At 73.0% G+C, this 16,681-nt stretch carries 11 protein-coding genes; 8 read left to right on the forward strand and 3 right to left on the reverse strand.

From position 1 onward, the window contains the following. Window positions 1-33: 33 nt before the first annotated feature. The 7 genes from HNQ79_RS19330 (at window position 34) to moeZ (ending at window position 9,706) form a co-directional block, all read left to right on the forward strand. Window positions 34-1,017, forward strand: coding sequence for an alpha/beta fold hydrolase (locus tag HNQ79_RS19330; RefSeq protein WP_185032751.1), 984 nt, complete (start codon window positions 34-36; stop codon window positions 1,015-1,017). Between the two features lie 419 nt (window positions 1,018-1,436). Next, window positions 1,437-2,675, forward strand: a complete 1,239-nt coding sequence (locus tag HNQ79_RS34545) for a DUF3152 domain-containing protein (protein WP_229923703.1) — start codon at window positions 1,437-1,439, stop codon at window positions 2,673-2,675. Window positions 2,676-2,903: 228 nt separating this feature from the next. Beyond that, complete coding sequence (locus HNQ79_RS19340; protein ID WP_229923704.1) at window positions 2,904-4,895, forward strand: DUF3492 domain-containing protein; 1,992 nt, start codon at window positions 2,904-2,906, stop codon at window positions 4,893-4,895. Continuing rightward, entirely contained in the window at window positions 4,892-6,346 is a 1,455-nt protein-coding gene (locus HNQ79_RS19345) for a hypothetical protein (RefSeq protein WP_229923705.1), read from the forward strand. Before HNQ79_RS19340 ends, HNQ79_RS19345 begins: the two co-directional genes overlap by 4 nt. Before the next feature lie 310 nt (window positions 6,347-6,656). After that, the gene (locus HNQ79_RS19350) at window positions 6,657-7,664 is read left to right on the forward strand and encodes an SDR family oxidoreductase (protein ID WP_185032753.1); all 1,008 of its coding nucleotides are present in this window, start codon (window positions 6,657-6,659) and stop codon (window positions 7,662-7,664) included. Then, window positions 7,652-8,464 (forward strand): spherulation-specific family 4 protein, encoded by an 813-nt coding sequence (locus HNQ79_RS19355; RefSeq protein WP_185032756.1) that lies wholly within the window; start codon window positions 7,652-7,654, stop codon window positions 8,462-8,464. Before HNQ79_RS19350 ends, HNQ79_RS19355 begins: the two co-directional genes overlap by 13 nt. A 63-nt stretch (window positions 8,465-8,527) precedes the next feature. Next, the gene (gene moeZ, locus HNQ79_RS19360; protein ID WP_185032758.1) at window positions 8,528-9,706 is read left to right on the forward strand and encodes an adenylyltransferase/sulfurtransferase MoeZ; all 1,179 of its coding nucleotides are present in this window, start codon (window positions 8,528-8,530) and stop codon (window positions 9,704-9,706) included. A gap of 28 nt (window positions 9,707-9,734) precedes the next feature. On the opposite strand, the gene HNQ79_RS19365 is transcribed toward moeZ, so the two are convergent. The 3 genes from HNQ79_RS19365 to HNQ79_RS19375 form a co-directional block, all read right to left on the reverse strand. Then, window positions 9,735-11,348: an alpha/beta hydrolase gene (locus HNQ79_RS19365; protein WP_185032760.1), complete on the reverse strand. Its 1,614-nt coding sequence runs from the start codon at window positions 11,346-11,348 to the stop codon at window positions 9,735-9,737. 140 nt (window positions 11,349-11,488) lie between these two features. Then, on the reverse strand, window positions 11,489-13,063 hold the full coding sequence (locus tag HNQ79_RS19370; RefSeq protein WP_185032762.1) for an alpha/beta hydrolase: 1,575 nt from the start codon (window positions 13,061-13,063) through the stop codon (window positions 11,489-11,491). Between the two features lie 92 nt (window positions 13,064-13,155). Beyond that, window positions 13,156-15,942, reverse strand: a complete 2,787-nt coding sequence (locus HNQ79_RS19375) for a lysylphosphatidylglycerol synthase transmembrane domain-containing protein (RefSeq protein ID WP_185032771.1) — start codon at window positions 15,940-15,942, stop codon at window positions 13,156-13,158. A 173-nt stretch (window positions 15,943-16,115) separates the two neighbouring features. On the opposite strand from HNQ79_RS19375, the gene HNQ79_RS19380 reads away from it, so the two are divergent. After that, window positions 16,116-16,514 carry an MGMT family protein gene (locus HNQ79_RS19380; protein ID WP_373312625.1) on the forward strand — a complete coding sequence of 133 codons (399 nt, stop codon included), beginning with the start codon at window positions 16,116-16,118 and terminating at the stop codon, window positions 16,512-16,514. The last annotated feature ends 167 nt before the right edge of the window (window positions 16,515-16,681 follow it).

The raw sequence follows: 16,681 nt of genomic DNA on the forward strand, positions 1-16,681 counted from the left end.
AGCCCCCGCGTGATCGTCTCGTAACATTGCGGCATGTCTTCGACCGAGCTGCCGCAAACCGATGCCGCAGCAGCCGCCCCGATGCCGCGGGTCAGTACCGTCAAGGTCGCGGAGGGGGAGGAACTGCGCTCCGTCACCCTGCCGGGGCTGACGCTGAACGTGCGGTCGAGGCCGCCGTCCCGCACGGGTCTGCCGCCCGCGCTGTACGTGCACGGCCTCGGCGGGTCCTCGCAGAACTGGTCCGCGCTGATGTCCCTCCTGGACGGCGTCGTCGAGAGCGAGGCACTCGATCTGCCGGGCTTCGGGGACTCGCCGCCACCGGACGACGGCAACTACTCGATCACCGCGCACACGCGCGCCGTGATCCGTTACCTCGACGCGAGCGGGCGCGGCCCCGTGCACCTGTTCGGGAACTCGCTGGGCGGGGCCGTCGCCACGCGCGTCGCCGCCGTGCGGCCCGACCTGGTGCGGACCCTGACGCTGGTCTCGCCCGCGCTGCCGGAGATCCGGGTGCAGCGCGGCGCCGTGCCCACCGCACTGCTCGCGGTGCCGGGGGTGGCGGGACTGTTCGCGAAGCTCAGCCGGGACTGGACGGCGGAGATGCGCACGCGCGGGGTGACCGGGCTCTGCTACGGCGACCCCACCCGCGTCACGCCGGAGGGATTCCGGGCGGCCGTCGACGAGATGGAACGCCGGCTGCAGCTGCCGTACTTCTGGGACGCGATGACGCGTTCCGCGCGGGGCATCGTCAACGCGTACACCCTCGGTGGCCAGCACGGACTGTGGCGGCAGGCGGAGCGGGTGCTGGCACCCACCCTGCTGGTGTACGGCGGGCGGGACCGCCTCGTCGGCTTCCGGATGGCCCGCAGGGCATCGGCGGCGTTTCGCGATTCCCGTCTCCTGACCCTTCCGGATGCCGGGCATGTGGCGATGATGGAGTACCCCGAGACGGTCGCGGAGGCGTTCCTGGGGCTGATGGGGACGGGAGAGGCCTCCGCCGCGGACGCCGAGGGCTGACACCGCGGCCCGACGCCGCAGACCGGCACGATGCACGGGCAGGCACACAGGCAGTCGCCGCAGACTGCCGCCGCAGATGTGAAAACGCGTAGGAGCTGATCCGCCGAGTGGGACGCCACAGCCGTCGAGGTGCCGCACCGCAGGGTGCCGAGGAGACCCCTGGCATACCCGGGGGCGCCGACCCCTCCGGAGGCGCGAGTGCCGCGCCCGGGGAGGGACGACGCCGTCAGGGCGACACGGGGGCCGTGCCGCGCTTCCGGCCGCACCACCTGGCCGGCGGACCGCAGGCACAACCGCAGGGACAGGCGTACCCGTCGGGGGAGACGTACCCCCGGGAGGAGACCTGCCCGCACGGGGAGACGTACCCGAGGCCGCGGTCCTTTCCGCAGCCGCAGTCCTTCGGGCAGACACAGCCCTCCGTGCGGAGCGGGCACCCCGAACAGCGTGAGGCCGGGGGCGGCTGGGGCCGCCAGGGTCCGCCCGGCACCGCTACGGACACCGGCGGCGCGCGCTACGGCGACTGGGTCGGCGCACCCCGTACGGCGACGGCGTTCGCGCCGGCCCAGCAGCCCCCGACGGGGCTCGGTGGGGCGGTGCGGGTTCCCGGGCAGCGCGTCGGGGGTACGCCCCACGCCGGGCCGCGCCGGGACTTCGTGGAGGCCTTCGAGGAGCCCGGCACCGGGCCGCACACGCAGCCCCAGGAAGCCCTCGCGCCCCACCCGGACGCCCGGAAACCGCACGACGCCGTCACCGGCCCGGACGACGAGGCCGCCGTCGACGACGGCCGCACCGCACCCGGCTCCTCAGCGGACCGCGCCGCACGCCCGCGCGCCGAGCGCCACCGCGGCCGCGTCGCCACCGGGCTGACCGCAGCCGCCATGACCGTGGCGCTCGCCGCGGTGGTGGCCGGACAGCAGCCCGACGGCGGCGCGCAGGAAGCGGCGGCCCCGAGCCCGGGCGAGCGGAAGTTCGCCGCGGAGAGCGGCGCATCCCGCAACCAGGACCGTCCGACGCCGCACGGCGGAACCGGAGAGGTCGCGCCGGCGGTCCCGGCGACGTACGAGCACCGCATGGCGCAGAAGCTGCCGATGGCCCCGGACCAGGCCGGGCCGAACGCGTTCGACACCGTCCCCGGCGAGGACCAGGGGCCCGGCAAGGCGCTCGTCAGGAAGACGTACCGCGTGGACGTCGAGAAGGACGTCGGGCTCGACGGAAAGTTCTTCGCCGAAGCCGTGCAGAGGACCCTGAACGACAAAAGGAGCTGGGCAGGGGACGGAGACATGGCGTTCGACCGCAGGGCAGGCGGAAAAGTGGACTTCGTGGTGACGCTCGCCACCCCGGTCACCACCAACGCCTGGTGCCTGAAGTCGGGCCTTGAGACGCTCTCGCAGAACGTCTCCTGCGATTCCGCCATCACCGAACGGATCATGATCAACGGTTTCCGCTGGGCCGCCGGTTCGCCGACCTTCGGAGACGGACGACTCTTCGCGTACCGGCAGATGCTGATCAATCACGAGGTCGGGCACCGGCTCGGATACGGCCACAAGTCGTGCACCGAGGACGGCGCGCTCGCTCCCGTGATGATGCAGCAGACCAAGACGCTGGACACGGGCGCGAAGAAGTGCAGGCCGAACCCCTGGGTGCACCCGGAAAGCTGAGCGGCCCCCGGCGCCGACGGTGACCCGTTTCCGGGCCCCGGCGGGGTTCCCGTACCTCTTTAGCGCGAGAGAACGCCGGTCGTACGCGAAAGTTACGACTGTTCACCCCTTCCGGTGGTGCGATGGACAACCGTCCGTCGCACCACCGGCATGTCCGCATACGGTCGGTCCCGCTGCGAGTCGCCATACCAACGGCGGCTGCCCACAAGGGAGATCGGGGGTGTCCACGTGCGGATCGGACTGCTCACGGAGGGTGGTTATCCGTTTGCCACCGGTGAGTCCAGGTTCTGGTGCGACCGGCTCGTGCGCGGGCTCACGCGGCACGAGTTCGACGTCTACGCCCTGAGCCGCAGCGAGGACCAGGAGGAGCAGGGCTGGGTTGCGCTCCCTCCGCAGGTCCAGCGCGTGCGGACGGCTCCGCTGTGGTCCTCCGAGGCGGACTTCAGGACGTCGTACGGACGGCTCGGGGCGCGCTCCCACGGGCGGCGCGAACGCCGGAGGTTCGACGAGCACTTCGGGGCACTGGTGTCGGCCGTCTGCGCGGGGGTGACGGCGGGTGCGCGCGCTCCGGGCCCGGCCGGGACCGCCCGTGCGTCCGCTGCGGCGTCCGCGGGGGAACGGTTCGCGGCGGGCCTCTACGGTCTTGCCGAACTCGCCCGCGAGAAGGGCGGCGTGCACACCGCCCTGCGCTCCGAGCGCGCCGTGCGCGCCCTGGAACGCGCCTGCCGCGCGCCGGGCGCACCCCGCGTCGTGCAGACCGCGAAGGTCTCCGACCACCTCGTCCTCGCCGACCTCCTGGAACGCCTCCTGCGTCCGCTCTCCCTCGACTGGTGCGACGAGGGCGAGGGCGGCCTCGGGGCGGTCGACCTCTGCCACGCGGCATCTGCGGGCGCGGCGGCACTGCCGGGACTGCTGGCCAAGCGGTTCTTCGGCGTACCGCTGCTGGTCACCGAGTACGGCGTGCAGCTGCGGGCGCACTACCTCGCCGCGCAGGAGGCCGAGCTGAGCGCCCCGGTGCGCACGCTCCTGGCCGGCTTCCACGGGCTGCTCGCCGCCGAGGTGTACGCCCAGGCCGCCGTGATCACCCCCGGCAACGCCCACGCACGGCGCTGGCAGGAACGCTGCGGCGCCGACCGCAGCAAGCTGCGCACCGTCTACCCGGGCATGGATCCCGCGCGGTTCGCCGCCGTCGGCGAGACCGACGGGACGGGGGCGGACGGCACGCTGGTGTGGGTGGGCCGGATCGAACCCGCCAAGGACCTGGTCGCCCTGCTGCACGCCTTCGCGCAGGTCCGCGCGGCCGAGCCCGGCGCCCGGCTGCGCATCGTGTCCGCGCCGGTCGTGGACGCGTCCTCCGCCGCCTACCTCGCGCACTGCCGGGCGCTCGCCGCGCACCTCTTCCCCGACGAGGCCGTCGACGCCCGTACGGAGGGGGAGAGCCCCGTCCTCTTCGAGGAACTCGGGGGGCCCGGCGCAGCCGAGCCGGCGGACGCGTACGCGTCCGGCTCGGTGGTCGTGCTGTCGAGCGTGGTCGAGGGCTTTCCGGTCAGCCTCGTCGAGGCGTTGTTCTGCGGCCGGGCGACGGTGTCGACCGACGTGGGTGCCGTCGTGGAAGTCGTCGGCGGTACCGGGCTGGTGGTGCCGCCGCGCAACCCGCGCGCCCTCGCGGACGCCTGCCTGGCACTGTTGCGCGACCCCGAGCGCCGGGCGCGCCTGGGCGCGGCGGGGCGGGCGCGGGCCCTCGAACTGTTCACCGTCGAGCAGAACCTGGCCGCCTTTCGCGACATCTATCTGGAGCTGGTCTCGCACTGCCCGGTGCGGCGGGAACCGGCGGACGGGGAACCGCTGCCGTTCGCGCTGGCCGCCGAGGCGTATGTGCCGGGCGCCTGGACGGGCGGTGCGCACGGTGCCACCGGGCCACGCGGCACCGGGCCCGGCAGCACCGCGTTCCCACACGCCGGCGGGAGCGGGGCGACCGGGCCGCGGGGCGGGCTGGCGGTCCTGACCGACCGCGCGACCGAGGACCCGCTGCCGGACGACGCCCCGGCAGACGACCCGGCGCACCGCGTGTCCGACCGGGAGCGGCGCACCACCGGGCCGGGTGACCGGCCCTCCGGACCCGGAAAGCGGACACCCGGACCGGGCGACCGCCTTGCCGACCCGGCCGCCCGCCCCGGCGCGGCCGACACCACCGATTCCGTACGGGAGGTACGCCCATGACCACGCAGACGGCAGATCCGACGGGCATGGCGGAGACCCCCGCACACGGGCTGGACCTGTCCGGCGCGACGGCCGTCGCCCCCCGCCTGCCGGTGCAGCCCGCCGACGCTTCGAAGTCGGCGCCCGCTGCGCAGGCGACAACGGTGGTGCAGTCCGTGGCCGGCGTGCAGGCGGGGGCCGGAAGGCCGCCGGTGGGCAGCGGGCGGCCCGTCGCCACCGTGCAGGCTCCGGCCGGCCGCCGTACGGAGACCGACGGGCGGACACGGACGCCCCGCTGGGCCGCGGTGGCCGGGCGCGGTGAGGTGTCCGGGCAGGCCGCGGCGTCGGTGCGGACCGCGGCACGCGTGCCGTCCGCCGTCGCCCCGCAGACGCCCGCCGACCCCGTCCGTGTGCTCATGCACCGGCACCGCGAGCTGTGCGAGCGCGCCGTGGACCCCCTGGAGATCGCCGCCGGGCTCGAAGCGCACGGCGTGACCGACCGCACCGCCGCCCGCTTCCGCCACCGGGACGTCTTCTCGCTCGCCGAGGAGCTCTACGCGCGCGTCCCCCGTGCCGACGAGGAGGACGCCACCGCACACGCTCCGGCACCCCCCGTGCGCGACGGCTCGCTGCCGACCGGGTGGGCGGCGTACGCACTCCTGCCGGGAGCGCTGTGCGCCCTCACCCTGCTCGGCGCGGGCCGGGCGGCCGGCGGGCTGCGTGTCGCCCTGCTCGTCACCGGGGCCCTGGCCACCGCCCTCGCTCTCCTGCTGTGCCTGCGTCACGGGCCGCTCCGCGCCGACGGACACACCTCGTGGGCGCGTACCGGCTGGCTGCTGCTGTACGCGGTGCTGGGCGACGGCGTGCTGACGCGTCTGCTCGGCGACGGGCCCCTGTGGACGCCCGCACCGGCCGCTCTCCTCGGGCTCGCGGCAGCTCTGGCGCCCGCCGCCTGGTGTGCCCGGCTGCTGACCGTACAGGCGCGTCGCAGACTCACCGTGAGCCGCGGCACCGAGGACTTCGGGTCGGCTGTCCGGCCGTTGCTGTTCGGCGTGTTCGGGCTGTACGCGGCCGCGCTGACGCTGCTGCTGTACGGCGCGTCCCGGCTCGGCATCGGCGGAGGCCTCGCCGTCTCGGCCCTCGCGGTCGGGGCCCTGCTCTTCCTGGCCAGACTGCTCGCCGTGCACGGCCTGCCGGACGCGGGCTCCATGGGGCTCACCTTCGCCTGCGCCGCCGAAATCACCCTCCTCGGCTCCGTGCTCGCCTCGCGGCTTCCCGGGTGCGAGGCGCTGGCCGGGCCGGTGCGGCACGCGGTGCGCGCTTGGGGCGCGGGAGCAGTGCCCGCCTTCGCCTGCGGAGCCGCCGCACTGGGTCTCCTGGCGCACGCGGCAGTCGCCCTGTCCCAGGCCTCCGCACATGCGGCGGCCCCCGCGCCCACGGGCGGCACCGCACGGGCGGGGCGGCGCGGCTGAGCGGCCGGCGCCACCGCGCCACGAGCTCCAAAACCTCCTCCACGAGAAGGTTCGCAGCCCCCTTCCTCCCACCGCGGAGTCCGGACCGTTCGTCCTGACAAAGGGCCCCGGCCCGGCAAAAGACTCCGGCTGTCGCGAAGCCGACGACGCCACAGCCGGCGCTCCACCCCCACCCGTCCCTGTTCGCTCCTGCACCACCGATCACCACCGCACACCCCGTACAACACCCCCAAGGAGAACGACACATGAACCCCCCACCCCCTCTCCCCGTGCAGCCCGTGCGCGTCCGTCGGCACCGAGGGGACGCACGATGAGGGTTCTGCTGCTCGGCGCCAACGGATACCTCGGCCGCTTCGTCGCGGACCGCCTCCTCGCCGACCCCGCCGTCCAGCTCACCGCCCTCGGTCGGGGCGACGACGCCGACGTACGGTTCGACCTCGCCACCGGCAGCCCGGGAGCGCTCACCCGCTTCCTGGACGCCGTGCACCCCGGCGTCGTCGTCAACTGCGCCGGGGCCACCCGGGGCGGCGCCCGCGACCTGACCCGGCACAACACCGTCGCCGTCGCCACCGTCTGCGAGGCCCTGCGCCGCAGCGGCTGCGGGGCGCGGCTGGTCCAGCTCGGCTGTGCCGCCGAGTACGGGCCCTCCCAGCCGGGATCGTCCACCGCGGAGGACGCGGTGCCGCGCCCCGGCGGACCGTACGGCGTCAGCAAGCTCGCCGCCACGGAACTCGTCCTCGGCTCGGGCCTGGACGCCGTCGTCCTGCGGGTCTTCTCACCGGTCGGCCCCGGCACCCCGGCCGGTTCCCCGCTCGGCCGGCTCGCCGAGGCCATGCGCCGCGCCATGCAGTCCGGCGACGGCGAGCTCAAGCTCAGCGGACTCGGCGTGCAGCGCGACTTCGTCGACGTACGGGACGTGGCGCGCGCCGTGCACGCCGCCTCGCTGTCCGCCGCCCAGGGCGTCGTCAACATCGGCACCGGCCGCGCGGTGCGGCTGCGCGACGCCGCCGCCGTCCTCGCCCGGGTCGCCGGGTACGGCGGGGCGCTGCACGAACTGGACGCCCCCAACGGGTACTCCAGCTCCGCCGCCGCCAGCGCCGCCATGCGCAACGGCGGCGTCCCGACCATCGGTGCGCCCCGGCCCTCGGACGCGCTCACCGAGCACCTCGGGGCGGCCCCGTACCCGTACCCCGACGGGTGCGGCAGCTGGCAGCAGGCCGACGTGCGCACGGCCCGCGACCGGCTGGGCTGGCGGCCCCGGATCAACCTGGAGGAATCGCTCGCGGACATCTGGATGGAGGCGGCGTGCCGCATCTGAGTACCCCCGGCGCCGTCCGCCCCGCCATCGGGGCGGACCGGCCCGGGATCGGCGTCCCCGGATACGCGCACCCGCTCCTCGCGCCGGTGGAATGGGCCGAACTCCTGCGGTTCTCCAGGCCGTACGCGGCGGGGCCGGGGCTCGCGGCCCCGCTGCACTGGACCGTGCTCAACGTCGCCGAGGGGCCGGGCGCCCGTCCCGACCCGCACTGCCTCGAAGCCGTGGGGCGGCTGCGCAATGCGGGACTCAGGGTGCTCGGACACCTCGATGCGACGTACGGAGCGAGGGACTTCGGCGAGTTGATCTCCGACGCCCAGCGCTTCCTGGACTGGTACCGGGTCGACGGCTTCTACCTCGACCGGTGTTCCGGCGAGCGGGCAGAACTGCCCGCGACCCGGCGGCTCACCGGCATTCTGCGGACGATGCTCCGGGGGACGGATGCCCTCGACGGCGGCCGGCTCGTCCTCGGGCACGGCACCCATCCGTACGCCGGGTTCGCCGAGACCGCCGACCAGTTGGTGACGTTCGCCGGTCCGTGGACGGACTACCGGTGGTCGCAGGCGGCCGAATGGACGGCCTCCTACCCGGCCTCCCGGTTCTGCCACCTGGTGCACGGAGTGCCGCGCACGCATCTGGAGGAGGCGCTGCGCATCGCCCGCTGGCAGGGTGCCGGGACGATCTGGTTCACCGACCGCACGGACCGGGACAGGGCCGGTGAGCAGGTGGGCAGCCCTTGGGAGGCACTGCCCGGCTACTGGGACGAAATCGTCTCGCGGATCGGACCGGGTGTCTCGGAATGAGAAGGGGCGTGGCAGTGTTACGGGGAGAACAACCGTATTGATATACCGACCAACGGAGTTCCCGTGTCGCTGCCACCCCTGGTCGAGCCCGCTGCCGAGCTCACCGTTGACGAGGTCCGTCGGTACTCCCGCCACCTGATCATCCCGGACGTCGGGATGGACGGGCAGAAGCGCCTGAAGAACGCCAAGGTGCTTGCCGTGGGTGCCGGCGGCCTCGGGTCGCCCGCTCTGATGTACCTGGCCGCCGCCGGAGTCGGCACGCTCGGCATCGTCGAGTTCGACGAGGTCGACGAATCGAACCTCCAGCGCCAGATCATCCACAGTCAGGCCGACATCGGCCGCTCGAAGGCCGAATCCGCGAAGGACTCGGTCCTCGGCATCAACCCCTACGTGAACGTCGTCCTGCACGAAGAGCGGCTCGAAGCCGAGAACGTGATGGAGATCTTCTCCCAGTACGACCTCATCGTCGACGGCACGGACAACTTCGCGACGCGCTACCTGGTCAACGACGCGTGCGTGCTGCTGAACAAGCCGTACGTCTGGGGTTCGATCTACCGCTTCGACGGCCAGGCGTCCGTGTTCTGGTCGGAGCACGGCCCCTGCTACCGCTGCCTGTACCCGGAGCCCCCGCCGCCGGGCATGGTCCCCAGCTGCGCCGAGGGCGGCGTGCTGGGTGTGCTCTGCGCGTCGATCGGCTCGATCCAGGTCACCGAGGCCATCAAGCTCCTCGCCGGCATCGGCGACCCGCTGGTCGGCCGCCTGATGATCTACGACGCCCTGGAGATGCAGTACCGCCAGGTCAAGGTCCGCAAGGACCCCGACTGCGCGGTCTGCGGCGCGAACCCGACCGTCACCGAGCTCATCGACTACGAGGCCTTCTGCGGCGTCGTGTCCGAGGAGGCCCAGGAGGCGGCGGCCGGCTCCACGATCACTCCCAAGCAGCTCAAGGAGTGGATCGACGCGGACGAGAAGATCGAGATCATCGACGTCCGCGAGCCGAACGAGTACGAGATCGTCTCGATTCCCGGCGCGAAGCTGATCCCCAAGGGCGAGTTCCTGATGGGCACCGCCCTGGAGAACCTCCCGCAGGACAAGAAAATCGTCTTGCACTGCAAGACGGGTGTCCGCAGTGCGGAAGTCCTCGCCGTCCTAAAGTCGGCGGGCTTCTCGGACGCCGTGCACGTCGGCGGCGGCGTGATCGGCTGGGTCCACCAGATCGAGCCGGAGAAGCCGGTCTACTAGGACCACTTCGCACCAGCGGCGGCGGGCACTACGAGCAGACGGTGCCCGCCGCCGGTATTTTCCCGTCCAGCAGGTACGCGTCCACGACCTGCCGCACGCAGGCGTTCCCCGACGGGTACGCGCCGTGCCCCTCGCCCTTGTAGGTCACGTGCACGCCGACCTGCGGGCCCAGTTCCTCCGCCATCCGCAGCGATCCCTCGAACGGGGTCGCCGGGTCGCCCGTCCCTCCGACGACCAGGACCGGTGCGGCACCGGGGGCCGACACCTCCGGCGTCTCGTGCGCCCCCGGCACGGGCCAGGACGCGCACCAGCCCGCCAGGTCCCAGGCCAGGTAGGGCCCGAAGACGGGGGACACCTTACGGAAGTCCGCCAGGTGCCTGGCCCGGACCTCGTCGGCGCTCACCCGGCCCTTGGTGTCGGCGCAGGAGATGGCGCGCTGCGAGTGGTGCGCGGTGCTGTAGTGCCCCTGCCCGTCCCGGTCGTTGTAGGAATCGGCCAGGCGCAGCAGCGGTGTCCCGTCGCCCCGCTCGGCGGCCGACAGGGCCTCGGTCAGGGCGGGCCAGCTGCTCCTGCTGTAGAGCGGGGCGATGATGCCGGTCAGCGCCAGACTCTGGGTGAGCCGGCGTCCCGGGCCGGCGGGCAGCGGAGCCGCGTCGAGCCGCTCCAGCAAACGCACCACGCGTGCCGTGCCCGCCCGGGGCGTCGTACCGCCGCTGCGGAAGTAGTTGTCGAGGGCCCGCTGGAAGCCGAGGGCCTGGTTGCGGGAGTGCCCCACGAGGCCGGCGGACGGGTCGATGACCGCGTCCAGGACCAGCCGCCCCACCCGCTTCGGGAACAAGTGCGCGTACACACCTCCCAGTTCGGTACCGTACGAGAAGCCGAGGTAGTGCAGCTGCTCGTCGCCGAGGACCTGGCGCAGCACGTCCAGGTCACGGGCGGCGCCGGTGGTGCCGACGTGCGGGAGAATTTTGCCGGAGCGTTCTGCGCAGCCCGCGCCGAACGCCTTCGCGTCGGCGAAGTACGCCTTCTCCTCGGCGGGGGTGTCCGGGGTGGAGTCCAGGGCGAGCGAGGCCTCCGTCGCACGGTCGTCCCGGCAGACCACCTCGGAGCTGTCCGCCACCCCGCGGGGGTCGAAGCCGACCAGGTCGTAACGCCCGCGCAGGGTGCCGAAATGTTCGCCCATGGCGGGCAGGGTGGCGACCCCTGAGCCGCCGGGCCCGCCGAAGTTGAACAGGAGCGAGCCGATCCGCTTGGCGTCGCCGCCCGACGCGCGCGTCCGGATCAGGGCGATGCCCAGGGTCTCGCCGGCCGGGTTCCGGTAGTCCAGCGGGACTTGTGCGGTGGCGCACTGCCACTCGCCGCCGGGGGCCACTGCTTCGGCGCCGCGCGCCTTCACCGGGGCGGCGCACGCCTTCCAGGAGAGCTTCTGGTTCCTGACGGCGGCGGGCAGGGCCGACTCGGAGGACGCGGAGCCCTTCGGGTCGGACGCGGTCGGACGCTCGGACGCGGGCCGCCCGTCGTCGGTGGCCCCCGGTCGCGGCGGCCCGCCGTCCGTACTGCACCCGGTGGCGGCGACAGCGGTCAGGACCACCGCCGCCACCCACGCGTTCGCCCGTGCTCGTACCGCCCCGCGCCGCGTCATGACAGGCCCCCCGTCGCACTGCTCCCCGTATCCGCTCCGAGTTCGAAAGCAAGTGCCCACATCCTAGGCGCGACCACTGACAGTGACGGAAAGCCCGTGCGGGGCCCGTTGCGTGCCACCTCGCAGGCCCGCAGGAGGGCCTACTCGCAGACCGTTCCCGCGGCGGGGACCTTGCCGTCGAGCAGGTAGCCGTCCACGGCCGACTTCACGCACGCACTGCTGCCGTTGTACGCGCCGTGCCCCTCGCCCTTGTACGTCAGCTCGACGCCGACGCCCTTGCCCAGCTTCTCGGCCATCTTCCGGGCGCCCTCGTACGGCGTCGCAGGGTCCCCCGTGGTGCCGATCACGACGATCGGTGCGGCCCCCGGAGCGCTCACGTTCGGCGTCTCCCACTGGCCGGGCACCGGCCACGTCGAGCAGCCGGACAGGCCCCAGGCGAGGAAGTCGCCGAAGACCGGGGACGCCCCGCGGAAGTCCGCGACCTTCGACTTGGCGTAGGCGAGGTCGTAACGCTCCTTGGAGTCAACGCAGTTGACGGCGGCGTTGGCCGCACCGATGTTGCTGTACGTACCGTCCTGGTTGCGGCCGTTCATGGCGTCCGCGAGGACGAGGAGCAGGGAGCCGTTGCCGCCCTCCGCCTCGTCGAGACCCTGCTCCAGGTACTGCCAGAAGTCCTTCGAGTAGAGCGTCTGGACGATCCCGTTGGTTGCCTGACTCTGCGTCAGTTGCCGTCCGTGGCCCGCCGGGACCGGCTTCTTGTCGAGGCGCTGGAGGAGCGCGACGATGTTGTCCTCGATCTCCTCCGGGGTGCTGCCCGCCAGCTTGCAGTCGTCGCCGCGCGCCACGCAGTCCTTGGCGAAGTTGTTCAGCGCCAGCTGGAAGCCCTTCGCCTGGCCCAGCGAGCTCTCCTCTGCCTTCTGCGTGGGGTCCACCACCGCGTCGAACACGGCCCTGCCGACCTTCGCCGCGAACAGGTGCGCGTAGACGCCGCCCAGTTCGGTGCCGTACGAGATGCCGAAGTAGTGCAGCTTCTCGTCGCCCAGCACCTGTCGCATCAGGTCCAGGTCCCTCGCCGCGTTGACGGTGCCGACGTGCGGCAGCATGCCGCCGGAGTTCTGCCGGCAGGACTCGGAGTACTTCTTGAGGCCGTCGGCGAACTGCTTCTCCTCGGCGGCGTCGTCCGGGGTCATGTCCGAGGCGTAGTACGTGTCGAGCGTCTTGGCGTCCGCGCACTCCACGGGGGCGCTGCGGCCCACCCCGCGCGGGTCGAAGCTGACCAGGTCGTACCGGGAGCGCAACTTCTCGTAGTCCTTGGCGGCGCTCGGCAGCGTGGTGATGCCGGAGCCGCCGGGGCCGCCGAAGTTGTAGATCAGCGAGCCGATGCGCTTCTTCTTGTCGGCGGCCTCGGCCCGGATCAGGGCCAGGTCGATCAGGTCGCCGTCCGGCTTCGCGTAGTCGCGCGGCACCTTCATCGTGGCGCACTGCCAGGGGGTGCCGCCGGGCAGCGGCGACGGCTTGTCACCCTCGCCCTGGGCGGACGTCGGAGCCGGACAGTCCGCCCACTTCAGTTGCTGGGCGGAGAGGTCCTGCTTCTTGTCGCCGGAGTCCTTGTTGCCGCCCGTTGCGCCGCTCCCGCCGGAACACGCGGACAGGGACAGCAGGAGGGCGGCGGAGGCGGCCAGCACCGGGGCGCGCCGCACGGAAGAGGTAGGCATGCCCCCCATCGTGCGCTGTGGCCCTACGGGCCGCGCGCGCCGGGGTCCATGCGAGTGCCGCCGCGCGCGTGCGTACGGCGCGGACGGGCCGGTCAGAGCGCGCCCTTGCGGGTCATGCTGTTGAAGCACAGCCAGCCCGGCAGCACCGGCAGCCAGAACGTCAGCAGCCGGTACAGCAGTACGGCGGGGGTCGCGACGTCCGGGGGCACCTTCGCCACCACGGTCAGCGCGGTGAACAGCGACAGTTCGACCGCGCCGACGCCGCCCGGTGTCGGCACCGCTGAACCGGCCGCGTTGGCCGTCAGGAACACCACGGCGATGAGGGCGTAGCTGAGGTCGTCGACACTGCTGCCCCCGAAGGCGCGGATCGACGCGTCCAGACACATGATGAAGACAATGGTGAGCATCACCATGCCGCCGATGCCGGTGGCCAGCTTCCTGGGTCGCTGCAGCACGTCGAGCATGCGCGGGACCACACCCGCGAACAGCGAACGCAGCCGGGTGACGATGAACTTGCGCAGGAACGGCACCGCCGTGACGATCATCGCCAGGACCGCCGCCGTCAGCAGACCGGCGATCACCGTCCGGGACGGGTTGTCCCAGGAGGTCTGCTCGGTTCCGGTCACATAACCGAAGATCATCAGCAGGCCGATGTGGCTGGCCAGGCCGAACAGCTGGGACGCGCCCACACTCGCCACGGCCAGTCCCGGGCGTACTCCCGCCTTCTGCAGGAAGCGGGTGTTGAGCGCCACACCGCCGATCGCGGCCGGGGCCACCAGCTTGACGAACGATCCGGCGACCTGCGCCTTCACGGTCTGCCAGAACGGCACCTTCTCCGGGACGAATCCCAGCAGGCTCATCGCCGCCGCCACGTAACTGAGCGCGGAGAGCAGGGCCGCCACCAGGACCCAGCCCCAGTTCATGGTGGCGAACGCGTCCGTGACCGGATTCTTCAGCAGGCTCGAAATCAGGATGTACGCGGCGAAGGCGCCCGCCAGCACGCTGATCAGCGTGCGCGGCGTGATGCGCTCCAACCGGACCGCCTCGACCGGCGCCTGTGGGCGGATGAGCAGCACCTGGTGGCGGATCTGCGTAAGCAGGTCCTCTTCGCGGGCTCCCTCCGTGGCCTCGTCGAGAGCCTCCTTCTCGGCCTTCTTCTCCGCCCGTACCGCCTTGCGCCCGCCGGGAGCCGCGGCCTTCTCGTCCCTCTCGCGGACGCGGGCCTCCTTTGCGAGCCGCGACGCTTCGAGCACCGCCTCGCGGTGCCGCTGCGACCGTTCACGGCTCAGCCGGCGCAACGTCGCGCGCGTGGAGCGGCTCAGCGCGATCGGCTGGAGGAGGGGAAGGCTGTCGGCGACCGTGTCGGGCCCCAGCACCTTCACGGCGGCGGCGACAGCCCGCTCGGCGCCCGTCCGCAGCCCCAGGGTCGTCAGGAGCTGCGCCACGTCCATCCTCAGCACGACGTCGCCCGCGGCGATCTCGCCGCCCCGCAGATCGGTGAGTATCACCGTGCCGGAACGATCCACCAGAATCGCGTCACCGGCGAGCCGCCGGTGCGCGATGCGCCGTGACTGGAGGGCCTTCACCTGGCGCCAGGCGTCCCGCATCAGCTCGTCGGTGATCGCCTCGTCCGGCAGCGAGTCCAGCGTCCGCCCGCCCAGGTGCTCGTACACGAGCATCACGGCGTCCGGTCCGAGCTCGGACGTCGCGATCAGCTTGGGGGCGTTCGCGCCGGCCGCGATGGCCGCGTAGGCGAGCAGCGCCTCCTGCTCCAGGGCCTGCCGCAGCGACTGGATGGAGCGCCGCTGGGTGATGCCGCGCAGAGTGACGCGCCGCCACACCCGGTAGAAGAAGCCGTGCGCCTGCTGCTCGCGGTCCACGACGGTGATGTCGAGGGGCGGGCCGTCCTCCAGGGTGACGATGTAGCGCCGTCCCCGGTCGCCCTGGTCGGTGAGGTCCAGGGGCTCCTCGGCGCGCATGGCGCTCACGGGGCGGAAGCCCACGTGCCGCAGTCCGGCGAGCAGGGTCTGCCCGGTGGGACGGACGTTGGGGGAGCCCACCGCGTAGAGGGTGGCGTAGGCGACGGTCCAGCCGATCAGGACGGTGACGACGATCGACAGGGGTGTGGTCTGGCCGCTGACGAGCACCGTGAACGCGTTGACGAGCAGTACCGCCCACAGCGCGACCCGCCAGCGCGGCCTGCGTGCCATGCCGACGGCCGTCATGTAGGCGATGACGGGCGCGAGGTAGCCGTGCACCGGGTCGGTGAGGACGTTGCCGCCGTCGGGGGAGAGCCGGGTGAGCGCCTCCCGGACGCTGTCGGGCGCGGGGCCCGACACCCACAGGTCGGTGGCGAGAGCGACACCGTGAGCCAGTACGGCGGCCAGGACGCCGTCGGCGATCCGCAGTCCGTCACGTTTGATCAGCCGCTCGATGGCGAAGCCGACGGGAAGGATGAGGACGGCGATGCTGGAGATGAGACCGGCCAGCCGCACCAGGACGACCGGGGTCTGCTTGGTGCCCTCCAGGATGTCCTTCTCCAGCCCGGAGGCGGTGCCGTGCGCGAACGCCGCCAGGGCGATCACACAGACGATGCCGAGCACCCCGGTCAGCAGCCGTACGAGGTCGGCGGGGCGGTGCACGCGGGCGGCGAGCAGCGGCTCGTCGCCGGAGACGCGCTCCACGTATCCCTCGTCGCTGAGGTCGGTTTCGGTGGAGCCGGATGCGGCTCCACCGGAGGACACGAGCGTCGCACCGCTCGTGGCGGTGGTCGCTCTGTCCGTGACGGCGGTCTCCGCGAGTTCCTCCTCCGCGAGAGGGCCGCCGGAATCCGGCCGCGGGACGGCGTCAGGAGCGCCTGCCGCCTGCTGTGGCTGCACGTCCTGCTCCTTCGTCGTCGTCTCTTCGTGTTCTGGTCTCACCGGTCACCGCCCGGACGATGGTGGCATGACCGGGTGAGGAAGGGGGGCCTCAGGGTGTTGTGCCCCGATTTGCCCCGAGTGCGGGGTGTGTGCCCGCAGGACGGACGGCACTGTCGGTGCCGTGGTGCAGGATGGGCCGGATGAGCGACGATCCTGCCGTGAGCGACGAGCTCCCCGAGTACGCGGAACGGGTCCTTGCCGTCGCGGAACAGATCCCGTCCGGCCGCGTCATGACGTACGGGGACGTGGCCGAGTGGCTCACCGAGGGCGGCCCCCGGCAGGTCGGCCGGGTGATGGCGCTGTACGGCGGGGCCGTGCCCTGGTGGCGCGTGGTCCGCGCGGACGGACAGCTGCTGCCCGGTTCCGAGCTGCGCGCACTGGAGCACTACCGGGCCGAGAGGACTCCCCTGCGCACCGCCCCGCGCACCGCCGAGGGGCACCTGCCGCGCCTCGACATGCGGCGGGCCAGGTGGGACGGCGGCGCGGTCCCCGGCGACGGCACCGGATGCGGTCGCGGGAACGGCTCCTGAGACGGGCCGCGCGGCGCGGCGGATCGTACGGCTCACACAGTCCAGCTTCCGCCATGGCACGCCCCCGGGGGCTGTCCGGCGACCGTACGGAGTACCCGCCGCCGCCCCCGGGCGCCCCGGCGGGGACGCGCGTCGCGTCGGCCGTCGCGGCCCCCGCCGTCGCGGAG

Source organism: Streptomyces candidus, from assembly GCF_014207445.1.
GTDB classification, from domain to species: Bacteria; Actinomycetota; Actinomycetes; order Streptomycetales; family Streptomycetaceae; genus Streptomyces; species Streptomyces candidus.